An 18,511-nucleotide genomic window follows, 5' to 3' on the forward strand; every position below is an offset into this window, starting at 1 on the left:
ATGAACCCTGATACCTTGCTGGAAATCCGTGGCCTGCGCATCGAAGGCCAGCATGACGACGCCTGGCACCCGCTGATCAAGGGCATCGACCTGACCCTCAAGCGCGGCGAGGTGCTGGGCCTGATCGGTGAGTCCGGTGCCGGCAAGTCCACCCTGGGCCTGGCCGCGATGGGCTACGTGCGCGATGGCTGCCGGATCACCGGCGGCAGCGTGTGCTTCGACGGCATCCCGTTGCTCGAGTGCAGCGCCGATACCCTGCGCAAGCTGCGCGGCCTGCGCATCGCCTATGTGGCGCAGAGCGCTGCCGCCTCGTTCAACCCGGCGCACCGGCTGATCGACCAGCATGTGGAAACGGCCGTGACCAATGGCGGCATCGACCGCGCCAAGGCCGAGGCCGAGGCGGTGGAGCTGTACCGTATCCTGCGCCTGCCCGACCCCGAGCACATCGGCCAGCGTTACCCGCACCAGCTGTCCGGCGGCCAGCTGCAGCGGGTGATGACTGCCATGGCGATGGCCTGCCACCCGGACCTGATCATCTTCGACGAACCGACCACGGCGCTGGACGTCACCACCCAGATCGAAGTGCTGGCGGCAATCCGCGATGCGGTGAAAACCTTCGGCAGCGCCGCGCTGTACATCAGCCATGACCTGGCGGTGGTGGCGCAGATGGCCGACCGCATCATGGTGCTGCGCCACGGCAGCCTGGTGGAAGAGGCGCAGACCCGCCACATGCTCAGTGCCCCGCAGCAGGAATACACCCAGTCGCTGTGGGCGGTGCGCAACTTCCACACCGCGGCCAAGGCCTGCCCGGGAAATGAAAAACCCTTGCTGGAAGTGCGCAATGCCGATGCCCGCTATGGCCAGCAGCCGGTGCTGCACGATGTGTCGCTGAAGCTTTATCGCGGCCAGACCCTGGCGGTGATCGGCGAGTCGGGCAGCGGCAAGAGTACCACCGCGCGCCTGATCAGCGGCCTGCTGCCGCCAACCGCGGGCCAGGTGCTGTATGACGGCGAAGCCCTGCCGGCCGACTACCGCCAGCGCAGCAAGGAGCAGCTGCGGCGCATCCAGATGATCTACCAGATCCCCGACACCGCGCTCAACCCACGCCAGCGCATCGTCGACATCATCGGCCGGCCGCTGAGCTTCTACCTGGGGCTCAAGGGCAAGGCGCTGCGTGAGCGGGTCGCCGACCTGCTGCGGATGATCGACCTGGAGCCGGCCAAGTACATGGACCGCCTGCCACGCGAGCTGTCGGGCGGGCAGAAGCAGCGCATCTGCATCGCCCGTGCCCTGGCCGCCGAACCCCAGCTGATCATCTGCGACGAAGTGACCTCGGCCCTTGACCAGTTGGTGGCCGAGGGCGTGCTGAAACTGCTCGACCGGATCCAGCGCGAGCTGGGCGTGGCCTACCTGTTCATCACCCACGACGTGGCCACCGTGCGCGCCATCGCCGACGAGGTGCTGGTGATGCAGCGCGGGCGGGTGGTCGACCAGGGCAGCCGCGAAGCGATCTTCCAGCCGCCGCACCGCGATTACACCGGGCTGCTGTTCGCCTGCGAGCCCGAGATGGACCCCGACTGGCTCGACCGCCTGCTGGCGGCGCGCAACTCCACTTCCCCTTTGGCAACTGTTTGAGGATTGCCCATGAAAGTCCTGATCGTTCACGCTCATCCCGAGCCTCAATCCTTCACCGCCGCGCTGCGCGACCAGGCGGCACAGACCTTCCGTGCCCAGGGCCATGAGGTGCAGGTCAGCGACCTGTACGCCATGGGCTGGAACCCGGTGGCCAGCGCCGACGACTTCAGCCACCGGGAAAACCCGGAATACCTGGTGTATGCCCTGGAGCAGCGTCTGGGCGTGAAGAGCGGTTCCATCGCCCCGGACATCCAGCAGGAGCTGGACAAGCTGCTGTGGGCCGACCTGCTGGTGCTGAACTTCCCGATCTTCTGGTTCTCGGCGCCGGCGATGCTCAAGGGCTGGATCGACCGGGTGCTGGTGTCCGGGGTGTGCTACGGCGGCAAGCGCTTCTACGACCAGGGCGGCCTGGCCGGCAAGCGTGCACTGGTGACCGTGACCCTGGGCGGGCGTGAGCACATGTTCGGCGAGGGGGCGATCCACGGGCCGCTGGAAGACATGCTGCGGCCGATCCTGCGCGGCACCCTGGCCTATGTCGGCTTCGAGGTGTTGGAACCGTTCGTGGCCTGGCATGTGCCGTACATCAACGACGAGGCGCGCCAGGCGTTCCTGCGCAGTTACGAGCAGCGCCTGCAGCACCTGTCGGATGACCTGCCGCTGAATTTCCCACGGCTGGACCAGTTCGATGAGGCGTTGTATCCGCTGCCGCGCTGAAGCAAGCATGGCGCGATCTGTAGGAGCGGCCTTGTGTCGCGAAAGGGCCGCGAAGCGGCCCCAGGTTTTCAGCTTTGCCGCTGATATTGCCGGGGCCGCTCTGCGGCCCTATCGCGACACAAGGCCGCTCCTACAAAGGTCAGGCAGACGCCGGGTTCACCCCTTGTCCGCCTTGCCGGCGGCGGCGGCGAACCTGGCCAACTGAACATCCAGCCGGCGAGGGCGCCGGCCAAGGTCCTCGGCATGCTCCTTTCGGCGGATGGCATTGCGTACCATCAATGAGCCCAGGTAACGGATAGGTTCCGGCGGGAAATGCCCGAGCGGGCCGTCGAGCAAGGGCGAACGTGTCCACGGGTTGTCCAGCCCCAGCACCAGCGATGACAAAATCTGACCACCCATGTGGCAGGGGCCCACGCCACTTCCGGAATAACCGAAGCCATAGAAGATATTGCCCCTGGCGCCCATGCGGCCGAAGAACGGCAAGCCGGTGACCGAGCGATCCGAAGGGCCGTTCCAGGTCGCCGCGATATCGACGCCAGCGAAGGCCGGGAAGAACTTTTCCAACGCCCCGCGCAACAGGTCCGCATAGGGTGATGGCTGGTCGAACACCGGCAGCATGCGCCCGCCGAAGGCAAAGGTATTGCCCCCTTTGCCCAGCATGATTCGCCCGTCGGGGGTGTTGTGGTAGTAGTGAACGAAGATGCGTGAGTCGAGCACGGTCACGCCGCTGGTCAGACCTATGCGCTGCAGCAGGTCGGGCCGAGGTTCGGTAATGATCATGTCGCTCGAGACAATGGCCACCGAACGCGAAAATTGTGGAAAGGCCCGGGCCATCCAGGCATTGATCGCCAGCACCACGTTGGCGCAAGTGACCTTGCCATGGGGGGTGATGACCGAGGTGGACTGCCCTTCGTCCAGGCCGACCATGGGCGTGCCTTCATGGATACGCACGCCCAGCCCCAGTGCGACGCGGCGCAGGCCACGCACCAGCTTGGCCGGTTGCACGCTGGCCGCGGCGGGCGAGTACCAGCCTTCAAGGTGTTGGGCCGAGCCCGCCATGCGTTGCACATCGGCGAGCGCGCGCTTGGTGAAGGTGTTGATGCCATGGCGTTCCAGCGCCGCGACCACCGCGTCCGTGGAGCCGACCTGAGCCTGGCTGGTCGAGGTATACAGCGTGCCGTCCAGACGGTAGTCGGCATCCACGCCGTACTTTCTGCAGAAGTCGCCGATCGCATAGATGCTTTGCTCCGATGCCTTCACCAGGCGTATGGCCTCTTCAAGCCCGAACAAACGCTCCAGGGTAAAGAACTTCGCCGACCAGGACAGCGCACAACCGCCATTGCGCCCACTGGCCCCCGCGCCGCAGATGTCCGCTTCAACGATGACCACATCGAGTTCGGGGTTCTGTTCCTTGAGCATGATTGCGGTCCACAGGCCGGTGTAGCCGCCACCGATGATGCAGACATCGGCGCGGGTGTCCTGGCGCAGGGGCGGGCAGGGTTCGTCGGGCTGGTTTTTCAGGGCTTGTTCAAGCCAGAACGGTCGCATCGTGTGTCTCCGGAAAGGGGCCAGGCGGAGCGCGGGTGAAAGCGCACCTTGGGCCAGGCATCCTTGCAGTACGGAGTGCATAAATAAAATCGATTAAACGCATGCATTCATAAGCTGAGCCTATGCATGGTTTAACTGTCTGATTCAACGAGGACGCGGGACACACCCATTCGGGGTATGGTCCCCACCCGCCAATCCCTCGATAGTGGTTCCATCCTGACCACGCGATGGAGTTGCTATGCGCAAGGCATTGAAGGTGATTTCCAGTCTGTTGCTGTGCTGTACCGCCACGGCCGCCCTGGCCACCGAGGCAGACACCAGCAACACGCTCAGGTTGTACAACTGGACCGACTACATCGGCGAAAACACCCTCGCCGATTTCGAGAAGCAGACCGGCATCAAGGTGATCTACGACACCTTCGACGGCTACGAGACGGTCCAGACCAAACTGCTCACCGGCCGCTCCGGCTACGACCTGGTGATGCTCAACGGCTCGCTGGTGCCACCGCTGATCAAGGCCGGGGTGTTCCAGCCGCTGGATAAATCCAAGCTGCCCAGCTGGGCCAACCTCGACCCGCAAGTGGTGCAGAGCCTGCAGGCCTTCGACCCCGGCATGCGCTACTCGGCGCCCTACACCTGGGGCAGCTCGGGCATCACCTACAACGTCGACAAGATCAGGCAGCGCATGCCCGACGCGCCGATCGGCTCGCTGGCCATGCTGTTCGACCCGAAGATCGTCTCGCGCTTCGCCGACTGCGGCGTGACCGTGATGGACGCGCCCAGTGAAGTCATCCCGCTGGCCCTCAAGTACCTCGGCAAGGACCCACAGAGCGCCAAGCCGGCAGATCTCAAGGCCGCCCAGGACGTGCTCATGGGCATCCGCCCCTACATCAAGAAGTTCGACTCGGTGAACTACCTCACCAGCCTGCCCAACGGTGACGTGTGCATGGCCCTGACCTGGTCCGGCGACTACGCCACCGCCCAGGCTCGCGCGGTGGAAGCGAAGAAAGACATCAACCTGGCGTTCTTCATTCCCAAGGAAGGCTCGCTGATCTGGTTCGACAGCCTCTACCTGCCCAACGACGCCCCCCACGTGGCCAATGCCCACCGCTTCATCGAATACCTGCTGCAACCCAAGACCATGGCCGAGGTGACCAACTACATCCACTACGCCAACAGCAACGCCGCCGCCACGCCGCTGGTGCAGGCCGATATCCGCAACGACCCGGCCATCTACCCCGACGAGCCGACCCGCGAGCGGCTGTTCACCCAGAAGTCCCAGGACCCCCAGGCCATGCGCGCCATCACCCGGGTCTGGAGCACGGTCAAGACCGGCATCTGACACCTTTCACCGTACCGATCCGACAAGGAATTGCTTATGGCTACCCCGACTCGCCCATTGGCCGCCACCTCGCACAACGACCAGCTGGTGAAAGCCGACAAAGCCCACTACATGCACGGTTACCACATGTTTGACGAGCACGCCGAGCAGGGCGCGCTGAACATCCAGGCCGGCGACGGCGCCTACATCCATGACACCCAGGGCAACCGCTTCCTCGACGCTGTTGGCGGCATGTGGTGCACCAACATCGGCCTGGGCCGCGAGGAAATGGCCCTGGCCATTGCCGACCAGGTGCGCCAGCTGGCCTATTCCAACCCATTCTCGGACATGGCCAACCCGAAAGCCATCGAGCTGTGCCAGAAGCTCGCGAGCCTTGCGCCCGGCGACCTCGACCACGTGTTCCTCACCACCGGTGGCTCCACCGCCGTGGACACCGCCTACCGGCTGATCCAGTACTACCAGAACTGCCGCGGCAAACCGCACAAAAAGCATGTGATCGCCCGCTACAATGCCTACCACGGCTCGACCTGCCTGACCATGTCGATCGGCAACAAGGCCGCCGACCGGGTACCGGAGTTCGACTACGCCCACGAGCTGATCCACCACGTCTCCAACCCCAACTTCTACCGGGCCGGCGACGACATGGACGAGGCCGAGTTCCTCGACTTCCTGGTGGCCGAGTTCGAGGACAAGATCCTCTCCCTGGGCGCGGACAACGTCGCCGCCTTCTTCGCCGAGCCGATCATGGGTTCGGGCGGGGTGATCATCCCGCCCAAGGGCTACTTCCAGCGCATGTGGCAGGTGTGCCAGACCTACGACATCCTCTTCGTCGCCGACGAAGTGGTCACCTCGTTCGGCCGCCTGGGCACGTTCTTCGCCTCCGAAGCGCTGTTCGGCGTCACCCCGGACATCATCACCACCGCCAAGGGCCTGACCTCGGCCTACCTGCCCCTGGGCGCGTGCATCTTCTCTGCGCGCATCTGGAAGGTGATCGCCGAACCGGGCCAGGGCCGCTGCTTCACCCACGGCTTCACCTACAGCGGGCACCCGGTGTGCTGCGTGGCGGCGCTGAAGAACATCGAGATCATCGAGCGGGAGAACCTGCTGGCCCACGTCAACGATGTCGGCAGCTACCTGGAGCAGCGCCTGCAGACCTTGGCCGAGCTGCCGCTGGTCGGCCAGGTGCGCTGCATGAAGCTGATGGCCTGTGTCGAGTTCGTCGCCAACAAGCAGACCAAGGCGCTGTTCCCGGACGCGGTGAACATCGGCGAGCGCATCCATGTGCGGGCCCAGGCCAAGGGGTTGCTGGTGCGCCCGATCATGCACCTGAACGTGATGTCGCCGCCGCTGATCGTCACCCACGCCCAGGTGGACGAGATCGTCGAGACCCTGCGCAGCTGCATTCTCGAGGCGGCGCAGGAGCTGACCGAGCAGGGCCTGTATCACGGCCAATGACCGACCTGCAGCCAAAGATGCGCGCGCGTGCCCCGGCCGGTAGACTGCGGGGCATGAGCCGAGCACACGAAAACACCACAATAAACCTGCCGTTTCATGCCCTGCAGCAATGGCACAGCGCCCTGCAACAGGCCTTCGCCCACAGCGAGGGCCCGGACGCGCTGGCCTGGCTGGCGGCGGCCATCAGCCAGCTGGTGAACGCCGAGTCGATGCTGATCAGCCTCGAACGCAAGGGCCAGCCGCCGCAGCTGCTGTACCAGCAGGGCATCCCCGACCGTTATCACGAGGCGGTGCTGGAGCGCTATTTCGCCGCTGGCTACCTGCTCGACCCGTTCTGCCTGGCGGTGCAGAAGGGCCTGGCGCAGGGCTTCTACCACCTGGAAGAGATCGCCCCGGACAACTTCTTTGACAGCGACTACTACAAGACCTATTACCTGGGCACCGGCTGCAGCGAGGACAGCTACTTCATCGTCGACCTGGGCAACGACAGCAAGATCTCCCTGAGCCTGTTCCAGGGCTGCAGCGGTGCGCGGCTGGGTGTGGCGCAACTGCACCTGTTGCAGGCCGTTGAGCCGATGGTTCGCGAGCTGCTGATGCGCTTTGCCCGGCACGGCCTGGAGCCGCAGCCGGAAGCCAATGAAAGCGTGCAGGCCGCGTTCGACAGTTTCGGGTGTGGGGTGCTGACCGAGCGCGAGCGGCAAGTGGCGCAGATGGTGTTGCAGGGGCACTCGGTGAAATCCACCGCCCATGAGCTGGGCATCTCGCCAGAGACGGTGCGCATGCACCGCAAGAACCTGTACCTGAAGCTGGACATCAACTCGCAATCGGAGCTGTTCGCCCAGTTCATCGGCTGGCTGCGGCGGATCTGAGCGGGCTCACCAGCGCAGCAGGCGCGGGCCCAGCCAGGCGCCGAGCGCGGTCGGCAGCAGCATGCCGAGCACGTACCACAGGCCCCAGAACGGTACGCCCATCTCCGGGCAGTGCAGGCAGTAGGCCAGGGTGGCCGTCGACCCGGCCAGCAGGCCACCAGCGGCACCGGCCTGGCGCAAACGGGTCGGTGCCAGGCCGCGCAGCGCCCAGAACACGCTGACCAGCCCCGGCAGCGAGAGCAAGGTGATATTCAGCGCGCAGGTGCGCCAGGTGCGGCCGAACAGCAGGTCGGCACGCGCATCGAGCGGGGCGCCGGCCAGGCTCAGCGCCGCGCCCAGCCACAGCAGCAGCAGGGGCAGGCCGAGCAGCCCCCGGGCCAGGCCACCGCGCACGCCCGGCCTGGCCAGCCGGCTGGTCAGCCACAGCGCGAGCAACGCCAGGCTGCCGGGCAAGGCCACCTTGGCCCAGAACAGCGGCGTGCGCGCCACCTCGGCCAGGTCGCTGCGCACGCCGTAGAGGGCTGCAGTCATCAGCACTGCGGCCAGGCCGCCAAGCAACACGGCCAACGCCAGGCGCCGAATCGTAGCGTTGTGCTGTACCGGGCCTTCGCCTGCGGCCAGCAGGCTGATCAGGTCATCGGTCTTCATCGTCGCTCCTACCTCCAATCAACCTGGCCAGGGCCTTCAGGCCGCGGTGTATGCCCACCTTGACCGCTGAGCTGGAAAGCCCGGTCAGTTGCGCAGTTTCCTCCACCGACAGCCCCTGCAACTTGACGTGGACGATCGGCAGCCGCTGGCGCTCGGGCAGCTGTTGCAGCAGCCTGGCCAGGTCGCGGCTGGCTTCGGCCGGTTCCGCATCGCTGCTGGCGAACAGCTCGGCGTCGTCATCCAGTGGCGCGCTGTGGGCATCCAGGCGGGCCCGGCTGCGCAGGTAGTCGACCAGCTTGTAGCGGGCGATCGCCTGCACCCAGGCGGTCAACGGTTGCTGCGCCTGATAAGTATGCCGCGCGTTGTGCACCGCCAGTAGCACCTCCTGCAGCAGGTCTTCGATCTCGGCCGGACGGCTGGCCAGGCGCCGCCGCAGAAACGCCCGGATATGCAGCGCCAGGGCCGCGAGGAAGGCCCGGTAGGCCTGCGCATCGCCTGCCAGCCCGGCCAGCAGCAAGGCTTGCAGCTGGGCTTCGCGCGCATCGAGCACTGCCTGTGAGTTAGTTCGCTGCATGGGTCGCCTGGGTTACACCGTGGGTGCATTTTGGTGAGCCAGCCGTTGGCGACCCCCTGGATTGAACCTTAGGCGCTGTACGAAAAATATCTACAAACCATTTTCAGCGCCTATGAGATCGAGCGCCGCCCGCGCGGCGCATCGCAGGCAAGCCTGCTCCTACATTTGTTTCGGGCCAATTATTCCTGAGGCATTGGCGCGCGCCCCCTTGTTTTTACGACGCGATTTCGAGCCATGCACCAAGGGTACGCGCGCCAATGGCACAGGCATGACTGGCCCGAAACAAATGTAGGAGCAGGCTTGCCTGCGATGCGCCGCGCGGGCGGCGCTCGATCTCATAGGCGCTACACCTCTCAGATCAGGCTCAGCACCAGCCGGTTGAGCGAAAATTTTTTCCGAGGTCTGTAACCCGATCCGCCCACGCCACGAACTACTCCATGAGCCGCCGGTAAACCTGCCACGGCCACCCACTCTGGAGACTTCAGCATGAAAACCTTAGCCCTCGCCACCGCTGCCATGGCCCTCGCTTCGCTGGCAAGCGCCGCCCTGGCGGCCACCCCCACCCAACCGGCCGGCAGCGGCGCCACCATGGAAAAATGCTACGGCGTCGCCATGGCCGGCAAGAACGACTGCAAGGCTGGCGCCGGCACCACTTGCGCAGGCTCTGCGAAAAAGGACTACGACGGCATGCACTGGAAGAACGTCCCGGCCGGCACCTGCACCTCGATCAAGACCCCGAACGGCATGGGTTCGTTGACCCCGATCCAGTCCTGAGCAGGGGAGGCCGACCATGAACGGCAAGGCAGCACTGGGCGCCGGGATCGGGCTCAAGGCCGAGCACTATGACGCGGCGCTGGCGTGCAGCGCCGAAGGGCTCTGGTTCGAGGTTCACCCGGAGAACTACATGGTCGGCGGCCCGCGCCTTGCCTGGCTGCTGCGCATCGCCGAGCGCCACCCGCTGTCGCTGCACGGCGTGGCGCTGTCGCTGGCGGCCGATGCCGAGCCGGACCCGCAGCACCTGCAACGCTTGCGCACGCTGATCGACCAGGTGCGGCCGGTGCTGGTGTCCGAGCACCTGGCCTGGTCGACCTGGCGCGGCGCCTATCACCCCGACCTGCTGCCGTTCCCGCGCAGCAACGAAGCGCTGGCCCGCATCAGCAGCAACATCCAGCGCAGCCAGGAAGCGCTGGGGCGGCGGATCTCGATCGAGAACCCCAGCCATTACCTGCAGCTGGACGGGCATGAATGGGACGAGATCGATTTCCTGGCGGAACTGGCCCGGCGTACGGGTTGCGGCTTGCTGCTGGACGTCAACAACGTCTATGTCAGCGCGCATAACCTGGGCTTCAGTGCTGCCGATTATCTGGACCGCTTTCCGGCACAGGCGATCAGCGAAATCCACCTGGCCGGTTACAGCCACGACGCACAAGGCAGCTTGCTGATCGACTCGCACGATGCGCGAGTCGCCGAGCCGGTCTGGGCCCTTTACCGGCGCCTGATCGCCCGGATTGGCTCGCGCCCGACGCTGGTCGAGCGGGATGGCAATGTCCCGTCGTTCAATGAACTGCTGGGCGAACGGGCCATGGCCCAGGCGACCCTTGATAGCCCAGGAGAGCGGCCATGAACCTCACCTTGAGCCAGTTTCAGGACGCGTTCGTCGCCGCCCTGCAGGGGCACCCGGCGCCAGGGCTGGCGGCGCTCACCGGGCAGCCGGCGTTCGCGGTGTACCGCAATACGGTCATGGCCGGCTGCGTAGAGGCGTTGTGTGACAACTTTCCCAGCGTGCTGACCCTGGTCGGGCGCGAATGGATGGAAGCGGCCGCAGCGGCCTACGCACGGCAAGCGCCACCCGACGACCCACGGTTGATCCATTACGGCGCAGCCTTCGCCGATTTTATCGAGCAGGCGCAGGCACAACATGGTGTGCCGTACCTGGCCGAGGTTGCACGGCTGGATGCCTGCTGGAACGAGGCCTTCAGCGCGCTCGATGCGCCTTGCCTCGACCTGGCGGAGCTGGCGGGCATGACGGCCGGCGACCTGGCGCGCAGCGTCCTGTACCCCCGTGGCAATGCCCGCTGGCACTGGTGCGCGGTGCACCCGGCTTATCGCCTCTGGCGCTGCGGCCGCGAGCAGCTGGCCTGGGCAGACGATCAGCCCTGGGTCGGTGAAGGCGCGCTGTTTGTCGGTGGCCCCGAGGGCGTCAGTCACCAGCCGCTGGAGCAGGGCGGCTGCGCGTTCCTGCAGGCCTGCGCAGCCGGGCAGTCGCTTGAACAGGCCTCACAGTTTGCCCAACACACCCAACCGGACCTGGACTTCGGCGACCTGCTCGGCCGCCTGGTCGGTGCACAGGTCTTCCGCCCGCTCAGCTTTGCTTGAGGACACCGCCATGGACCACGTCCACTCCACACCCTCGGCCGGCAACCTGCGCCACGCCTGGAACCGGCTTGCCGACGCCCTGCAACAGCACCTGGGCGACAGCATTTTGTGCCTGGTTGCGCGCTTCGGCATTGCCTCGGTGTTCTTCCTGTCCGGGCGAACCAAGGTCGAAGGCTTTCTCACCATCACGCCGAGTACCTACGAGCTGTTTCGCACCGAGTACGCCTTGCCGTTGCTTTCCCCCTGGCTGGCGGCGCACCTGGCGACTTACGCCGAGCACCTGTTTTCGCTGCTGCTGGTGCTGGGCCTGATGACCCGACTGTCAGCCCTGGCGTTGCTGGGCATGACCACGGTGATCGAAGTGTTCGTCTACCCGGATGCCTGGCCCACCCACCTGACCTGGGCGGGCTTGCTCCTGCTGCTGATCGCGCGTGGGGCGGGCAAGGTGTCCCTGGATCACCTGCTGAAGGTGCGCTGATCGCTGACACCGGCCTGCACATGCAGGGACGTGCGCAGCAACAGCAGCACCGCCCCAAGTACCGGCAGGCTCACCAGCAACAGCGCGTAGCGCAGCGATTGCACGCCGAACAGCGGTTGCAGCAGGTCGCTGAGCAGGCCCGTCAGCAGTGGCCCGGCCCCCACACCCAGCAAGGTGCTGACGATGGTCTGCAGGGCCATGGCCGTGCCGCGCTGCTGCGCCGCCACCAGCTGCGTGACCAGGTTGTAGGACGGCGCCACCCACCACACGGCAAAGAAGCTGTACAGCGCGCACCACAGCATCGCCACCGGCACCGGCAGGGCGCCCAGGTACATCAGCCGCTCGCTGGGCCACAGCAGGTAGCTGGCCAGTGCCGACAGCGCTGCCAAATGGCCCAGCACTGGCAGTGACAGCTGCCAGTGCGCGCCCCGGCGGGCCAGGCGGTCGCTCAGCCAGCCGCTAAACAGCCCGCCCATGCCGGCAGCGCTGCCGCAGACCACACCCGCAAGCATGCCGGCCTCGCGCAGCGACAAGCCATGGGAGCGCACCAGGAAGCTGGTGTTCCACATGGCCACGGCATAGGAACCCAGCGTGGTCAGCCCGCCTGCGAGGATCAGCCAGCGGTAGGGCGCCAGCGCCCACAGTGCGCGGGCTTCGGCACCAAGGCCGAGGCGCGGCGCCGGTGCAGGGTGGCTATTCAGGTCCCAGCGGCCACGTGCCGGCTCGCGCACCAGCAGCCCAAGGATGACGGCAAAGGCCAGGGCCGGCAGCCCCAGGGCGATGAACGCCGTGCGCCAGCCATACTGCTCGACTACCCAGGCCCCGATGCTCAGGCCGATGATCGACGAGAAGGTCGGTGCAGCGGTGAAGCAACTGATGGCGAACGAGCGCCGCTGCGGCGGGTACAGGTCGGCGATCAGCGACAGCGACGCCGAGGTGGTCGGCGCCTCGCTCACCGCCACCAGCATGCGCGCCAGGGCCAGCACCACGAAACTGCCCGCCAGCCCGCAACTCATGGTCGCCAGCGCCCACAGCAGGCAGGCCAGCGCCAGCAGGCGCAGGCGTGGCAGGCGGTCGACCAGGCGCCCGGCCGGCAAGCCGAGCAGGGCATACACCGCGGCGAAAGCCAGCCCCGAGATCAGGCCCAGGGCGCTGTCACCGACCTGAAACTCAGCCTTGATCGGCTCGAACATCACCGCCAGGATCTGCCGGCCGACGAAGTTGTCGGCGAACACGGCCGCCAGCAACAGCAGCAGGCCGTGGCTGCGCCAGCCGACCGTGGTCGACGGCAGGGTAGGCGTGGCGCTGCTCATCGCGGTGCCCACAGGTCCGGCAGGCCGGGGTCGCTGACCACGATCAGGCGCTTGAGCAACACCTTCAGCGCCTGGGCATCGGCCTCACCGAGCTTGCCGATGAGATCTTCCTCGACCACCTTGGCCAGCGCCACCTGCTGCAACGACAGCTCGCGGCCATTGGCGGTCAGCACGAAGCGCAATGGCGCGTCATCCCCTTCGATGGCCACCAGCCCCTGGCGTTCGAGGAAGCGCATGCCGGCCAGGGTCACCACATGGCCGGTGTAGCTGACGAAGGTATTGAGCTCGTCCAGGGTCAGGTTGTCGCGGATCGACAGCACCGCCAGCACGAAGAACGCCTGTTCATCCAGTTGCTGGTTGCTGAGCAGCTGGCGCAACCGGTTGAGCACCTGGTAGTGGCCGCGGCCCAGCAGGTAGCCCAGCAGGTCTTCGGTGTAGCTGCATTCCGGTGGCGGCGGCGTGGTGGCCAGGCGCAGCTCACTGCGCGGCTTGCGCGTGGCCAGGGCGTACTGGCCGCTCTGGAAGGCCAGCGGCGCGCGGTCGCTGTGGTCGAACGCCAGCACCTCGCCGACGAAGATCACATGGTCGCCGCCTTCGTACTGGAAGGCGGTGCGACACTGGAAACGCGCGGTGCAATCCTGCAGCAGCGGGGCATCGCTGATACCGTTGTCGAGCTCGATTTCGGCGAACTTGTCCTCGCCCTGGGTGGCGAAGCGGCCGGACAGCTTCTCTTGCCCGATCGACAGCACGTGCACGTTCCAGTGCTTGCCGTTGCTGAACACCGGCAGGCTGCGCGCCTGCTTGGACAGGCTCCACAGCACCAGCGGCGGGTTAAGCGACACCGAGTTGAAGCTGTTGGCGGTAATGCCCACTGGCGCGCCGTCTTCGCCCTGGGAGGTGATGATGGTGACACCAGTGGTGAAGGTGCCAAGTGCGGCACGGAAGGCCTGGGGGTCGAAACCGATCTGTTGGGTTGCCATGGCTGGCCTCATGCGGGTGGCTTTTGTGCCGCCAGTATTGGCCTGCAGGCCTTGCCGGGCATCGTCTCAACGGACTAACGCAGTGGCTCGATTCTGGTCCGATCGGACGAGGCGCAGCCGCCGCGCCATGGCTAGTGTGGCGCCATGCGCATCGGGCGCAGTCAACAGCCAGAGGAGACACCCATGCCACCCGTTCCGTCATCGGTCCAGGCGCTCAGCGGCCTGTTAGCGCGCCAGCAAAGCGCCTTCGTCGGCGAGGGCGCCGTCACGGCCGAGCGCCGTCGCCAGCGCCTGCAGCAGGTGATCGATCTGCTGGTGCGCCACCACGAGAGCCTGACCCAGGCCATCGACGAGGATTTCGGCGGTCGGCCCGCCGGCTTCACCCTGATGAACGATGTGCTCGGTGCCCTGGCCAGCCTCAAGCACGCCAGGGACCACCTGCAGCAGTGGATGGCCGATGAGCCCAGGGCGCCCTTCGCGCCCTACGACCAGCTCGGCGCCAAGGCCTGGGTGCGTTACCAGCCCAAGGGCACGGTGGGCATCATCGGCACCTGGAATGCCCCGTTGTACACCCTGTTCAGCCCGCTGGCGTCGGCCCTGGCCGCCGGCAACCGGGCCATCCTCAAACCGTCCGAGGTGCTGCCGCGCACGGCGGCGCTGGTCGCCGAACTGTGCGCCGCGCACCTCGACCCGCTGGAGGTGGCGGTAGTGACCGGTGGCCCGGAGCTGGCCGATGCCTTCACCGCCCAGCCGTTCGACCACCTGGTGTTCACCGGCAGCACGGCGGTGGGGCGCAAGGTGATGGCCAATGCTGCGCAGAATCTGGTGCCGGTGACTTTGGAACTGGGCGGCAAGTCGCCAGTGATCGTGTCGGCCAGCGCCGACCTGGCCAAGGCCGCGCACAGTATTGCGGTGGCCAAGGCCACCAATGCCGGGCAGATCTGCATCAACCCGGACCTGGTCTACGTGCCCCGGGCGCGGCTTGAGTGCTTCCTCGCCGAGCTGCGCGCCGCGTACAGTGCGCTGAACCCGACAGTGGCCGGCAACCCGGACGTGGTGGCCGTGGTCAATGCCCGGCACTTGGCGCGGGTCGAAGCGTTGGTGCAGGATGCGCAGCAGCTTGGCGTGCGCGTCGAGACGATGCCCGAGGTGGTCCCAGGCACTGCGGCTGAACGCCGTCGGCCCTTGAGCGTGGTGGTCAACCCGCCCGGGCAGGCGCAGATCATGCACGAAGAAATCTTCGGCCCGGCGCTGGTGGTGCTGGCCTATGACACGCTGGACCAGGTCATTGCCCAGATCAACAGCCGGCCACGGCCGCTGGCGCTGTACTACTTCGGCGAGGACCCGCAGGAGCAACAGCGGGTGCTCGACCACACGCTGTCTGGCGGGGTGACGCTCAACGACGTGATGATGCATGCCGCCCTGCACGATGCGCCGTTTGGCGGTGTCGGCGCCTCGGGCATGGGGCATTATCACGGCCGCGAGGGGTTCCTGGAGTTCAGCCACCTGCGCACCGTGTTCCAGGCCCCGGCACACGACCCGCGCCGCGAGTGGGGGCTGTTGCCACCGTATGGCGAGCATTACCTCGCCGCCATGCTGGCCCAGGTCACTGCCGACTGATGCGTACTTACAACAATGAAGAACAGGACGCCATGAGTAACCAGACCCAAGATCCGCATTCCACTGCTATCTCCAGCTGGTCACGCCGCGGCGTGCTCAAGGCCGGGGCTGTCGGCCTCGGCGTTGGCCTGCTGGGGCGTTTTGCCGACGCCGCAACCATGGGCCTGTCAGCCGCCGACTACCAAGTCCTGGACGCCTGGGCCATGGCCGAGGCGGTACGCGCCGGCAGCCTCAGCGGCGAAGAGCTGCTGGCCGCCGCGCTGGCCCGGCATGCCGCCGTCAACCCCAGGGTCGGCGCCGTGAACATGCTGCACGAGGCCTACGCACGGGCTCTGCTGGCCCGTCGCCGCGCTGCCGGTGACAGTGCCAAGGGCGCGCTGGCCGGGGTGCCGCTGCTGCTCAAGGACCTCAACACCTACCTGCAAGGCACGCCGACCACCCATGGCTGCCGGCTGTTCCGCGATGCGCCGCCGGCCAGCGTCACCAGCACCCTGATCGCCCGCTACGAGCAGGCCGGTGCGGTGCCGTTCGGCAAGACCACCTGCCCGGAGTTCGGCCTGACCACCACCACCGAATCGCTGCTCTGGGGCCAGACCCACAACCCGTGGAACCTGGCCATGAGCGCCGGTGGCTCATCCGGTGGCGCCGCCGCGGCGGTGGCAGCCGGCATCGTCCCGGTGGCCCATGCCACCGACGGCGGCGGCTCGATCCGCATCCCGGCGTCGTACTGCGGCCTGGTCGGGCTCAAGCCCAGCCGGTATCGCACGCCCAGTGGCCCGCTGCACTTCGAGGGCTGGTTCGGTGCCAGCGTTGGCCATGTGGTGTCGCGCACGCTGCGTGACACTGCGCTGTTCCTCGATGCCGGGCAGGGCCACGAAGCCGGCAGCGCCTACTGGAGCGCACCGCTGGAGCGCCCGTACGTGGAGGAGTTGAAGCGTTCTCCAGGCAAGCTGCGTGTGGCCGTGGTGCGCCAGTCGCTGACCGGCGCACCGTTGGACCCTGCAGTGGCCACCACCCTGGAGCAGACCATCAAGCAGTTGCAGGGCCTCGGCCATGAACTCGAAGAATTACATCTCTCCGTGGACCCGCGCGAGCTGTTCGGCGCCCATGGGACGGTGATCGGCACCGCGCTGTCGAACCTGGTGCACGAGCGCGAGCAGGCGCTGGGCCGCGCGGCAGGGCCGGGCGACCTGGAGCAGATCACCCAGGTGGTGCTAAAGCGAGCCAGCGCCACCAACGGCGAGGCGATGTACCGCGCACGGCAGAGCTTCGAGCGCATTGGCGCGGCGATGGAGCAGCCGTTCACCCGCTTCGATGTGATCCTCTCGCCGGTCACCGCCAACCTCACCCCGGCCCTGGGCCAGCTCAGCCTCGACCAGCCCTGGGACAGCTACGCGCAACGGGCGATGGGCAGCGCCGGCTTCACCGTGCTGGCCAACGTCAGCGGCCAACCGTCGATCTCCCTGCCGCTGGGGCAGAGCGACGGCGGCTTGCCGGTGGGCATGCTGTTCACCGCCCGGCTCGGTGGCGAAGATGTGCTGCTGCGCCTGGCCAGCCAGCTGGAGCAGGACCGCCCGTGGGCCGGGCGCCGGGCGCAGCTGTAAGGCTTGAAAAGGGCCGGCAATTTGGTGAGGTATTTCAGAAGTATCACTGAGAATGACTTGCCCAGCGCTCGTGCTGCACGAGTGTCTGCGGCAAGCATGACATTGGCTTTGTAGTGCTACCCAGAACGCTTCAAATTTCAGTTACAGCTTTTCAGGCCGTACTCATAACACGTTTCAAATTCCTCATGAGTAAAGCGGAAATTCTGAAATACCATGTTAGTGGACCTGATATTTATGCCAGTTTCGTCGCATTTTGACTGCCTCCATACTCGTGCGCGTGACACCTCAGCAGGCGGTGGCCGTTTCTAAATCAGGAGCAATCAAAATGGCTAGGACTACACCAATCGATCACTTCCGTAACATCGGTATCTATGCCCACATTGACGCGGGCAAAACCACCACTACCGAGAGGATCCTGTTCTACACAGGTGTGAGCCACAAGATAGGTGAGGTGCACGACGTCGCCGCGACCACCGACGGGATGGTGCAGGAGATGGAGCGCGGTATCCCCATTACCCCCGCTGCCGTTACCACCTTCTGGAAAGGTTCGGTTGGTCAGTATGACAATTACCGTGTAAACGTCATCGATACCCCCGGCCACGTTGACTTCACCATTGAAGTAGAACGTTCGCTGCGCATACTCGACGGCGCGGTCGTTGTGTTCTGCGGAACTTCCGGCGTTGAGCCGCAGTTCGAAACCGTGTGGCGTCAGGCCAACAAGTACGGCGTTCCACGTGTTGTCTACGTGAACAAGATGGACCGTGCCGGTGCAAACTTCCTGCGCGTCGTAGGTCAGATCAAGAACCGTCTGGGTCACACCCCGGTCCCGGTTCAGCTGGCCATCGGTGCGGAAGATAACTTCCAGGGTCAGGTCGACCTGATCAAGATGAAAGCTATCTACTGGAACGAAGACGACAAAGGCACCACCTACCGCGAGGAAGAAATTCCTGCGGACATGCTCAATCTGGCCGAAGAATGGCGCGCGAACATGGTCGAGGCTGCTGCCGAGGCCAACGAAGAGCTGATGAACAAGTACCTTGAAGAAGGTGACCTGTCCGTCGAAGACATCAAGGCTGGTCTGCGCGCCCGTACCCTGGCGAGCGAGATCGTTCCTGCTGTCTGCGGTTCCTCGTTCAAGAACAAGGGCGTTCCCCTGGTTCTCGACGCCGTCATTGACTTCCTGCCTGCGCCAACCGAGATCCCTGCGATCAAGGGTATCCACCCTGATCTGATCGACGTGCCGAAGGAAGAAGTCACCGAAGAGCAGTACGACGAGCGTCCTGCTGACGACAACGAGCCGTTCTCGGCCCTGGCGTTCAAGATTGCCACCGACCCGTTCGTTGGTACTCTGACCT

The 18,511-nt window shown here is 65.9% G+C and carries 17 protein-coding genes; 12 read left to right on the forward strand and 5 right to left on the reverse strand.

Annotated elements, in window-relative coordinates:
• Together ACIPZ8_RS24660 and ACIPZ8_RS24665 are read left to right on the forward strand one after the other, a co-directional pair.
• Nucleotides 1–1,635 carry an ABC transporter ATP-binding protein gene (locus ACIPZ8_RS24660; RefSeq protein WP_400728801.1) on the forward strand — a complete coding sequence of 545 codons (1,635 nt, stop codon included), beginning with the start codon at nucleotides 1–3 and terminating at the stop codon, nucleotides 1,633–1,635.
• 9 nt (nucleotides 1,636–1,644) lie between these two features.
• Nucleotides 1,645–2,349 carry an NAD(P)H-dependent oxidoreductase gene (locus ACIPZ8_RS24665; RefSeq protein ID WP_400728804.1) on the forward strand — a complete coding sequence of 235 codons (705 nt, stop codon included), beginning with the start codon at nucleotides 1,645–1,647 and terminating at the stop codon, nucleotides 2,347–2,349.
• Between the two features lie 156 nt (nucleotides 2,350–2,505).
• Here ACIPZ8_RS24665 and ACIPZ8_RS24670 read toward each other — a convergent pair whose 3' ends face one another.
• Nucleotides 2,506–3,897, reverse strand: coding sequence for an FAD-dependent oxidoreductase (locus tag ACIPZ8_RS24670; protein ID WP_400728807.1), 1,392 nt, complete (start codon nucleotides 3,895–3,897; stop codon nucleotides 2,506–2,508).
• A gap of 238 nt (nucleotides 3,898–4,135) precedes the next feature.
• Here ACIPZ8_RS24670 and ACIPZ8_RS24675 point away from each other — a divergent pair, with 238 nt between their 5' ends.
• The 3 genes from ACIPZ8_RS24675 to ACIPZ8_RS24685 are packed head-to-tail and all read left to right on the forward strand — an operon-like array spanning nucleotide 4,136 to nucleotide 7,563.
• Nucleotides 4,136–5,239 (forward strand): polyamine ABC transporter substrate-binding protein, encoded by a 1,104-nt coding sequence (locus ACIPZ8_RS24675; RefSeq protein WP_400728810.1) that lies wholly within the window; start codon nucleotides 4,136–4,138, stop codon nucleotides 5,237–5,239.
• A gap of 36 nt (nucleotides 5,240–5,275) precedes the next feature.
• On the forward strand, nucleotides 5,276–6,694 hold the full coding sequence (locus ACIPZ8_RS24680) for an aminotransferase (RefSeq protein ID WP_400728813.1): 1,419 nt from the start codon (nucleotides 5,276–5,278) through the stop codon (nucleotides 6,692–6,694).
• 53 nt (nucleotides 6,695–6,747) lie between these two features.
• On the forward strand, nucleotides 6,748–7,563 hold the full coding sequence (locus ACIPZ8_RS24685; RefSeq protein WP_400728816.1) for a LuxR C-terminal-related transcriptional regulator: 816 nt from the start codon (nucleotides 6,748–6,750) through the stop codon (nucleotides 7,561–7,563).
• Between the two features lie 6 nt (nucleotides 7,564–7,569).
• Here ACIPZ8_RS24685 and ACIPZ8_RS24690 read toward each other — a convergent pair whose 3' ends face one another.
• Nucleotides 7,570–8,211: a DUF1109 domain-containing protein gene (locus ACIPZ8_RS24690; protein ID WP_400728819.1), complete on the reverse strand. Its 642-nt coding sequence runs from the start codon at nucleotides 8,209–8,211 to the stop codon at nucleotides 7,570–7,572.
• Nucleotides 8,198–8,785, reverse strand: coding sequence for a sigma-70 family RNA polymerase sigma factor (locus tag ACIPZ8_RS24695; protein WP_400728822.1), 588 nt, complete (start codon nucleotides 8,783–8,785; stop codon nucleotides 8,198–8,200). The genes ACIPZ8_RS24690 and ACIPZ8_RS24695 overlap by 14 nt, the downstream gene beginning before the upstream one ends.
• 486 nt (nucleotides 8,786–9,271) lie before the next feature.
• Here ACIPZ8_RS24695 and ACIPZ8_RS24700 point away from each other — a divergent pair, with 486 nt between their 5' ends.
• From ACIPZ8_RS24700 to ACIPZ8_RS24715, 4 genes are read left to right on the forward strand one after another with little or no spacing between them, the layout of a single operon-like run.
• The gene (locus ACIPZ8_RS24700) at nucleotides 9,272–9,559 is read left to right on the forward strand and encodes a DUF2282 domain-containing protein (RefSeq protein WP_400728824.1); all 288 of its coding nucleotides are present in this window, start codon (nucleotides 9,272–9,274) and stop codon (nucleotides 9,557–9,559) included.
• A gap of 16 nt (nucleotides 9,560–9,575) precedes the next feature.
• Nucleotides 9,576–10,409: a DUF692 domain-containing protein gene (locus tag ACIPZ8_RS24705; protein WP_400728827.1), complete on the forward strand. Its 834-nt coding sequence runs from the start codon at nucleotides 9,576–9,578 to the stop codon at nucleotides 10,407–10,409.
• Nucleotides 10,406–11,161 (forward strand): DNA-binding domain-containing protein, encoded by a 756-nt coding sequence (locus ACIPZ8_RS24710; RefSeq protein ID WP_400728830.1) that lies wholly within the window; start codon nucleotides 10,406–10,408, stop codon nucleotides 11,159–11,161. Before ACIPZ8_RS24705 ends, ACIPZ8_RS24710 begins: the two co-directional genes overlap by 4 nt.
• A gap of 10 nt (nucleotides 11,162–11,171) precedes the next feature.
• Nucleotides 11,172–11,639 carry a DoxX family protein gene (locus ACIPZ8_RS24715; protein ID WP_400728833.1) on the forward strand — a complete coding sequence of 156 codons (468 nt, stop codon included), beginning with the start codon at nucleotides 11,172–11,174 and terminating at the stop codon, nucleotides 11,637–11,639.
• On the opposite strand, the gene ACIPZ8_RS24720 is transcribed toward ACIPZ8_RS24715, so the two are convergent.
• Nucleotides 11,618–12,952 carry an MFS transporter gene (locus ACIPZ8_RS24720; RefSeq protein WP_400728836.1) on the reverse strand — a complete coding sequence of 445 codons (1,335 nt, stop codon included), beginning with the start codon at nucleotides 12,950–12,952 and terminating at the stop codon, nucleotides 11,618–11,620. The two genes, ACIPZ8_RS24715 and ACIPZ8_RS24720, sit on opposite strands and share 22 nt — an antisense overlap.
• The gene (locus ACIPZ8_RS24725; protein ID WP_400728839.1) at nucleotides 12,949–13,932 is read right to left on the reverse strand and encodes a flavin reductase; all 984 of its coding nucleotides are present in this window, start codon (nucleotides 13,930–13,932) and stop codon (nucleotides 12,949–12,951) included. The genes ACIPZ8_RS24720 and ACIPZ8_RS24725 overlap by 4 nt, the downstream gene beginning before the upstream one ends.
• A 183-nt stretch (nucleotides 13,933–14,115) precedes the next feature.
• On the opposite strand from ACIPZ8_RS24725, the gene ACIPZ8_RS24730 reads away from it, so the two are divergent.
• From ACIPZ8_RS24730 to ACIPZ8_RS24740, 3 genes are all read left to right on the forward strand, one after another.
• Entirely contained in the window at nucleotides 14,116–15,552 is a 1,437-nt protein-coding gene (locus ACIPZ8_RS24730) for a coniferyl aldehyde dehydrogenase (RefSeq protein ID WP_400728842.1), read from the forward strand.
• A gap of 32 nt (nucleotides 15,553–15,584) precedes the next feature.
• Nucleotides 15,585–17,156 (forward strand): amidase, encoded by a 1,572-nt coding sequence (locus ACIPZ8_RS24735; RefSeq protein WP_400728853.1) that lies wholly within the window; start codon nucleotides 15,585–15,587, stop codon nucleotides 17,154–17,156.
• Nucleotides 17,157–17,481: 325 nt separating this feature from the next.
• On the forward strand, nucleotides 17,482–18,511 hold a 1,030-nt coding region (locus tag ACIPZ8_RS24740; RefSeq protein ID WP_400728845.1), incomplete at its 3' end, for a GTP-binding protein.

This window comes from Pseudomonas sp. NPDC089422 (assembly GCF_044749405.1).
In the GTDB taxonomy this organism is placed as follows: Bacteria; Pseudomonadota; Gammaproteobacteria; order Pseudomonadales; family Pseudomonadaceae; genus Aquipseudomonas.

Bases quoted from the DNA above. Each gene is read 5' to 3' on its own strand.
- ACIPZ8_RS24720 (WP_400728836.1), bottom strand. From the start codon at position 12,952: ATGAGCAGCGCCACGCCTACCCTGCCGTCGACCACGGTCGGCTGGCGC.
- ACIPZ8_RS24735 (WP_400728853.1), top strand. From the start codon at position 15,585: ATGAGTAACCAGACCCAAGATCCGCATTCCACTGCTATCTCCAGCTGG.
- ACIPZ8_RS24680 (WP_400728813.1), top strand. From the start codon at position 5,276: ATGGCTACCCCGACTCGCCCATTGGCCGCCACCTCGCACAACGACCAG.
- ACIPZ8_RS24705 (WP_400728827.1), top strand. From the start codon at position 9,576: ATGAACGGCAAGGCAGCACTGGGCGCCGGGATCGGGCTCAAGGCCGAG.
- ACIPZ8_RS24700 (WP_400728824.1), top strand. From the start codon at position 9,272: ATGAAAACCTTAGCCCTCGCCACCGCTGCCATGGCCCTCGCTTCGCTG.
- ACIPZ8_RS24675 (WP_400728810.1), top strand. From the start codon at position 4,136: ATGCGCAAGGCATTGAAGGTGATTTCCAGTCTGTTGCTGTGCTGTACC.
- ACIPZ8_RS24665 (WP_400728804.1), top strand. From the start codon at position 1,645: ATGAAAGTCCTGATCGTTCACGCTCATCCCGAGCCTCAATCCTTCACC.
- ACIPZ8_RS24730 (WP_400728842.1), top strand. From the start codon at position 14,116: ATGCCACCCGTTCCGTCATCGGTCCAGGCGCTCAGCGGCCTGTTAGCG.
- ACIPZ8_RS24660 (WP_400728801.1), top strand. From the start codon at position 1: ATGAACCCTGATACCTTGCTGGAAATCCGTGGCCTGCGCATCGAAGGC.
- ACIPZ8_RS24695 (WP_400728822.1), bottom strand. From the start codon at position 8,785: ATGCAGCGAACTAACTCACAGGCAGTGCTCGATGCGCGCGAAGCCCAG.
- ACIPZ8_RS24690 (WP_400728819.1), bottom strand. From the start codon at position 8,211: ATGAAGACCGATGACCTGATCAGCCTGCTGGCCGCAGGCGAAGGCCCG.
- ACIPZ8_RS24725 (WP_400728839.1), bottom strand. From the start codon at position 13,932: ATGGCAACCCAACAGATCGGTTTCGACCCCCAGGCCTTCCGTGCCGCA.
- ACIPZ8_RS24670 (WP_400728807.1), bottom strand. From the start codon at position 3,897: ATGCGACCGTTCTGGCTTGAACAAGCCCTGAAAAACCAGCCCGACGAA.
- ACIPZ8_RS24715 (WP_400728833.1), top strand. From the start codon at position 11,172: ATGGACCACGTCCACTCCACACCCTCGGCCGGCAACCTGCGCCACGCC.
- ACIPZ8_RS24710 (WP_400728830.1), top strand. From the start codon at position 10,406: ATGAACCTCACCTTGAGCCAGTTTCAGGACGCGTTCGTCGCCGCCCTG.
- ACIPZ8_RS24685 (WP_400728816.1), top strand. From the start codon at position 6,748: ATGAGCCGAGCACACGAAAACACCACAATAAACCTGCCGTTTCATGCC.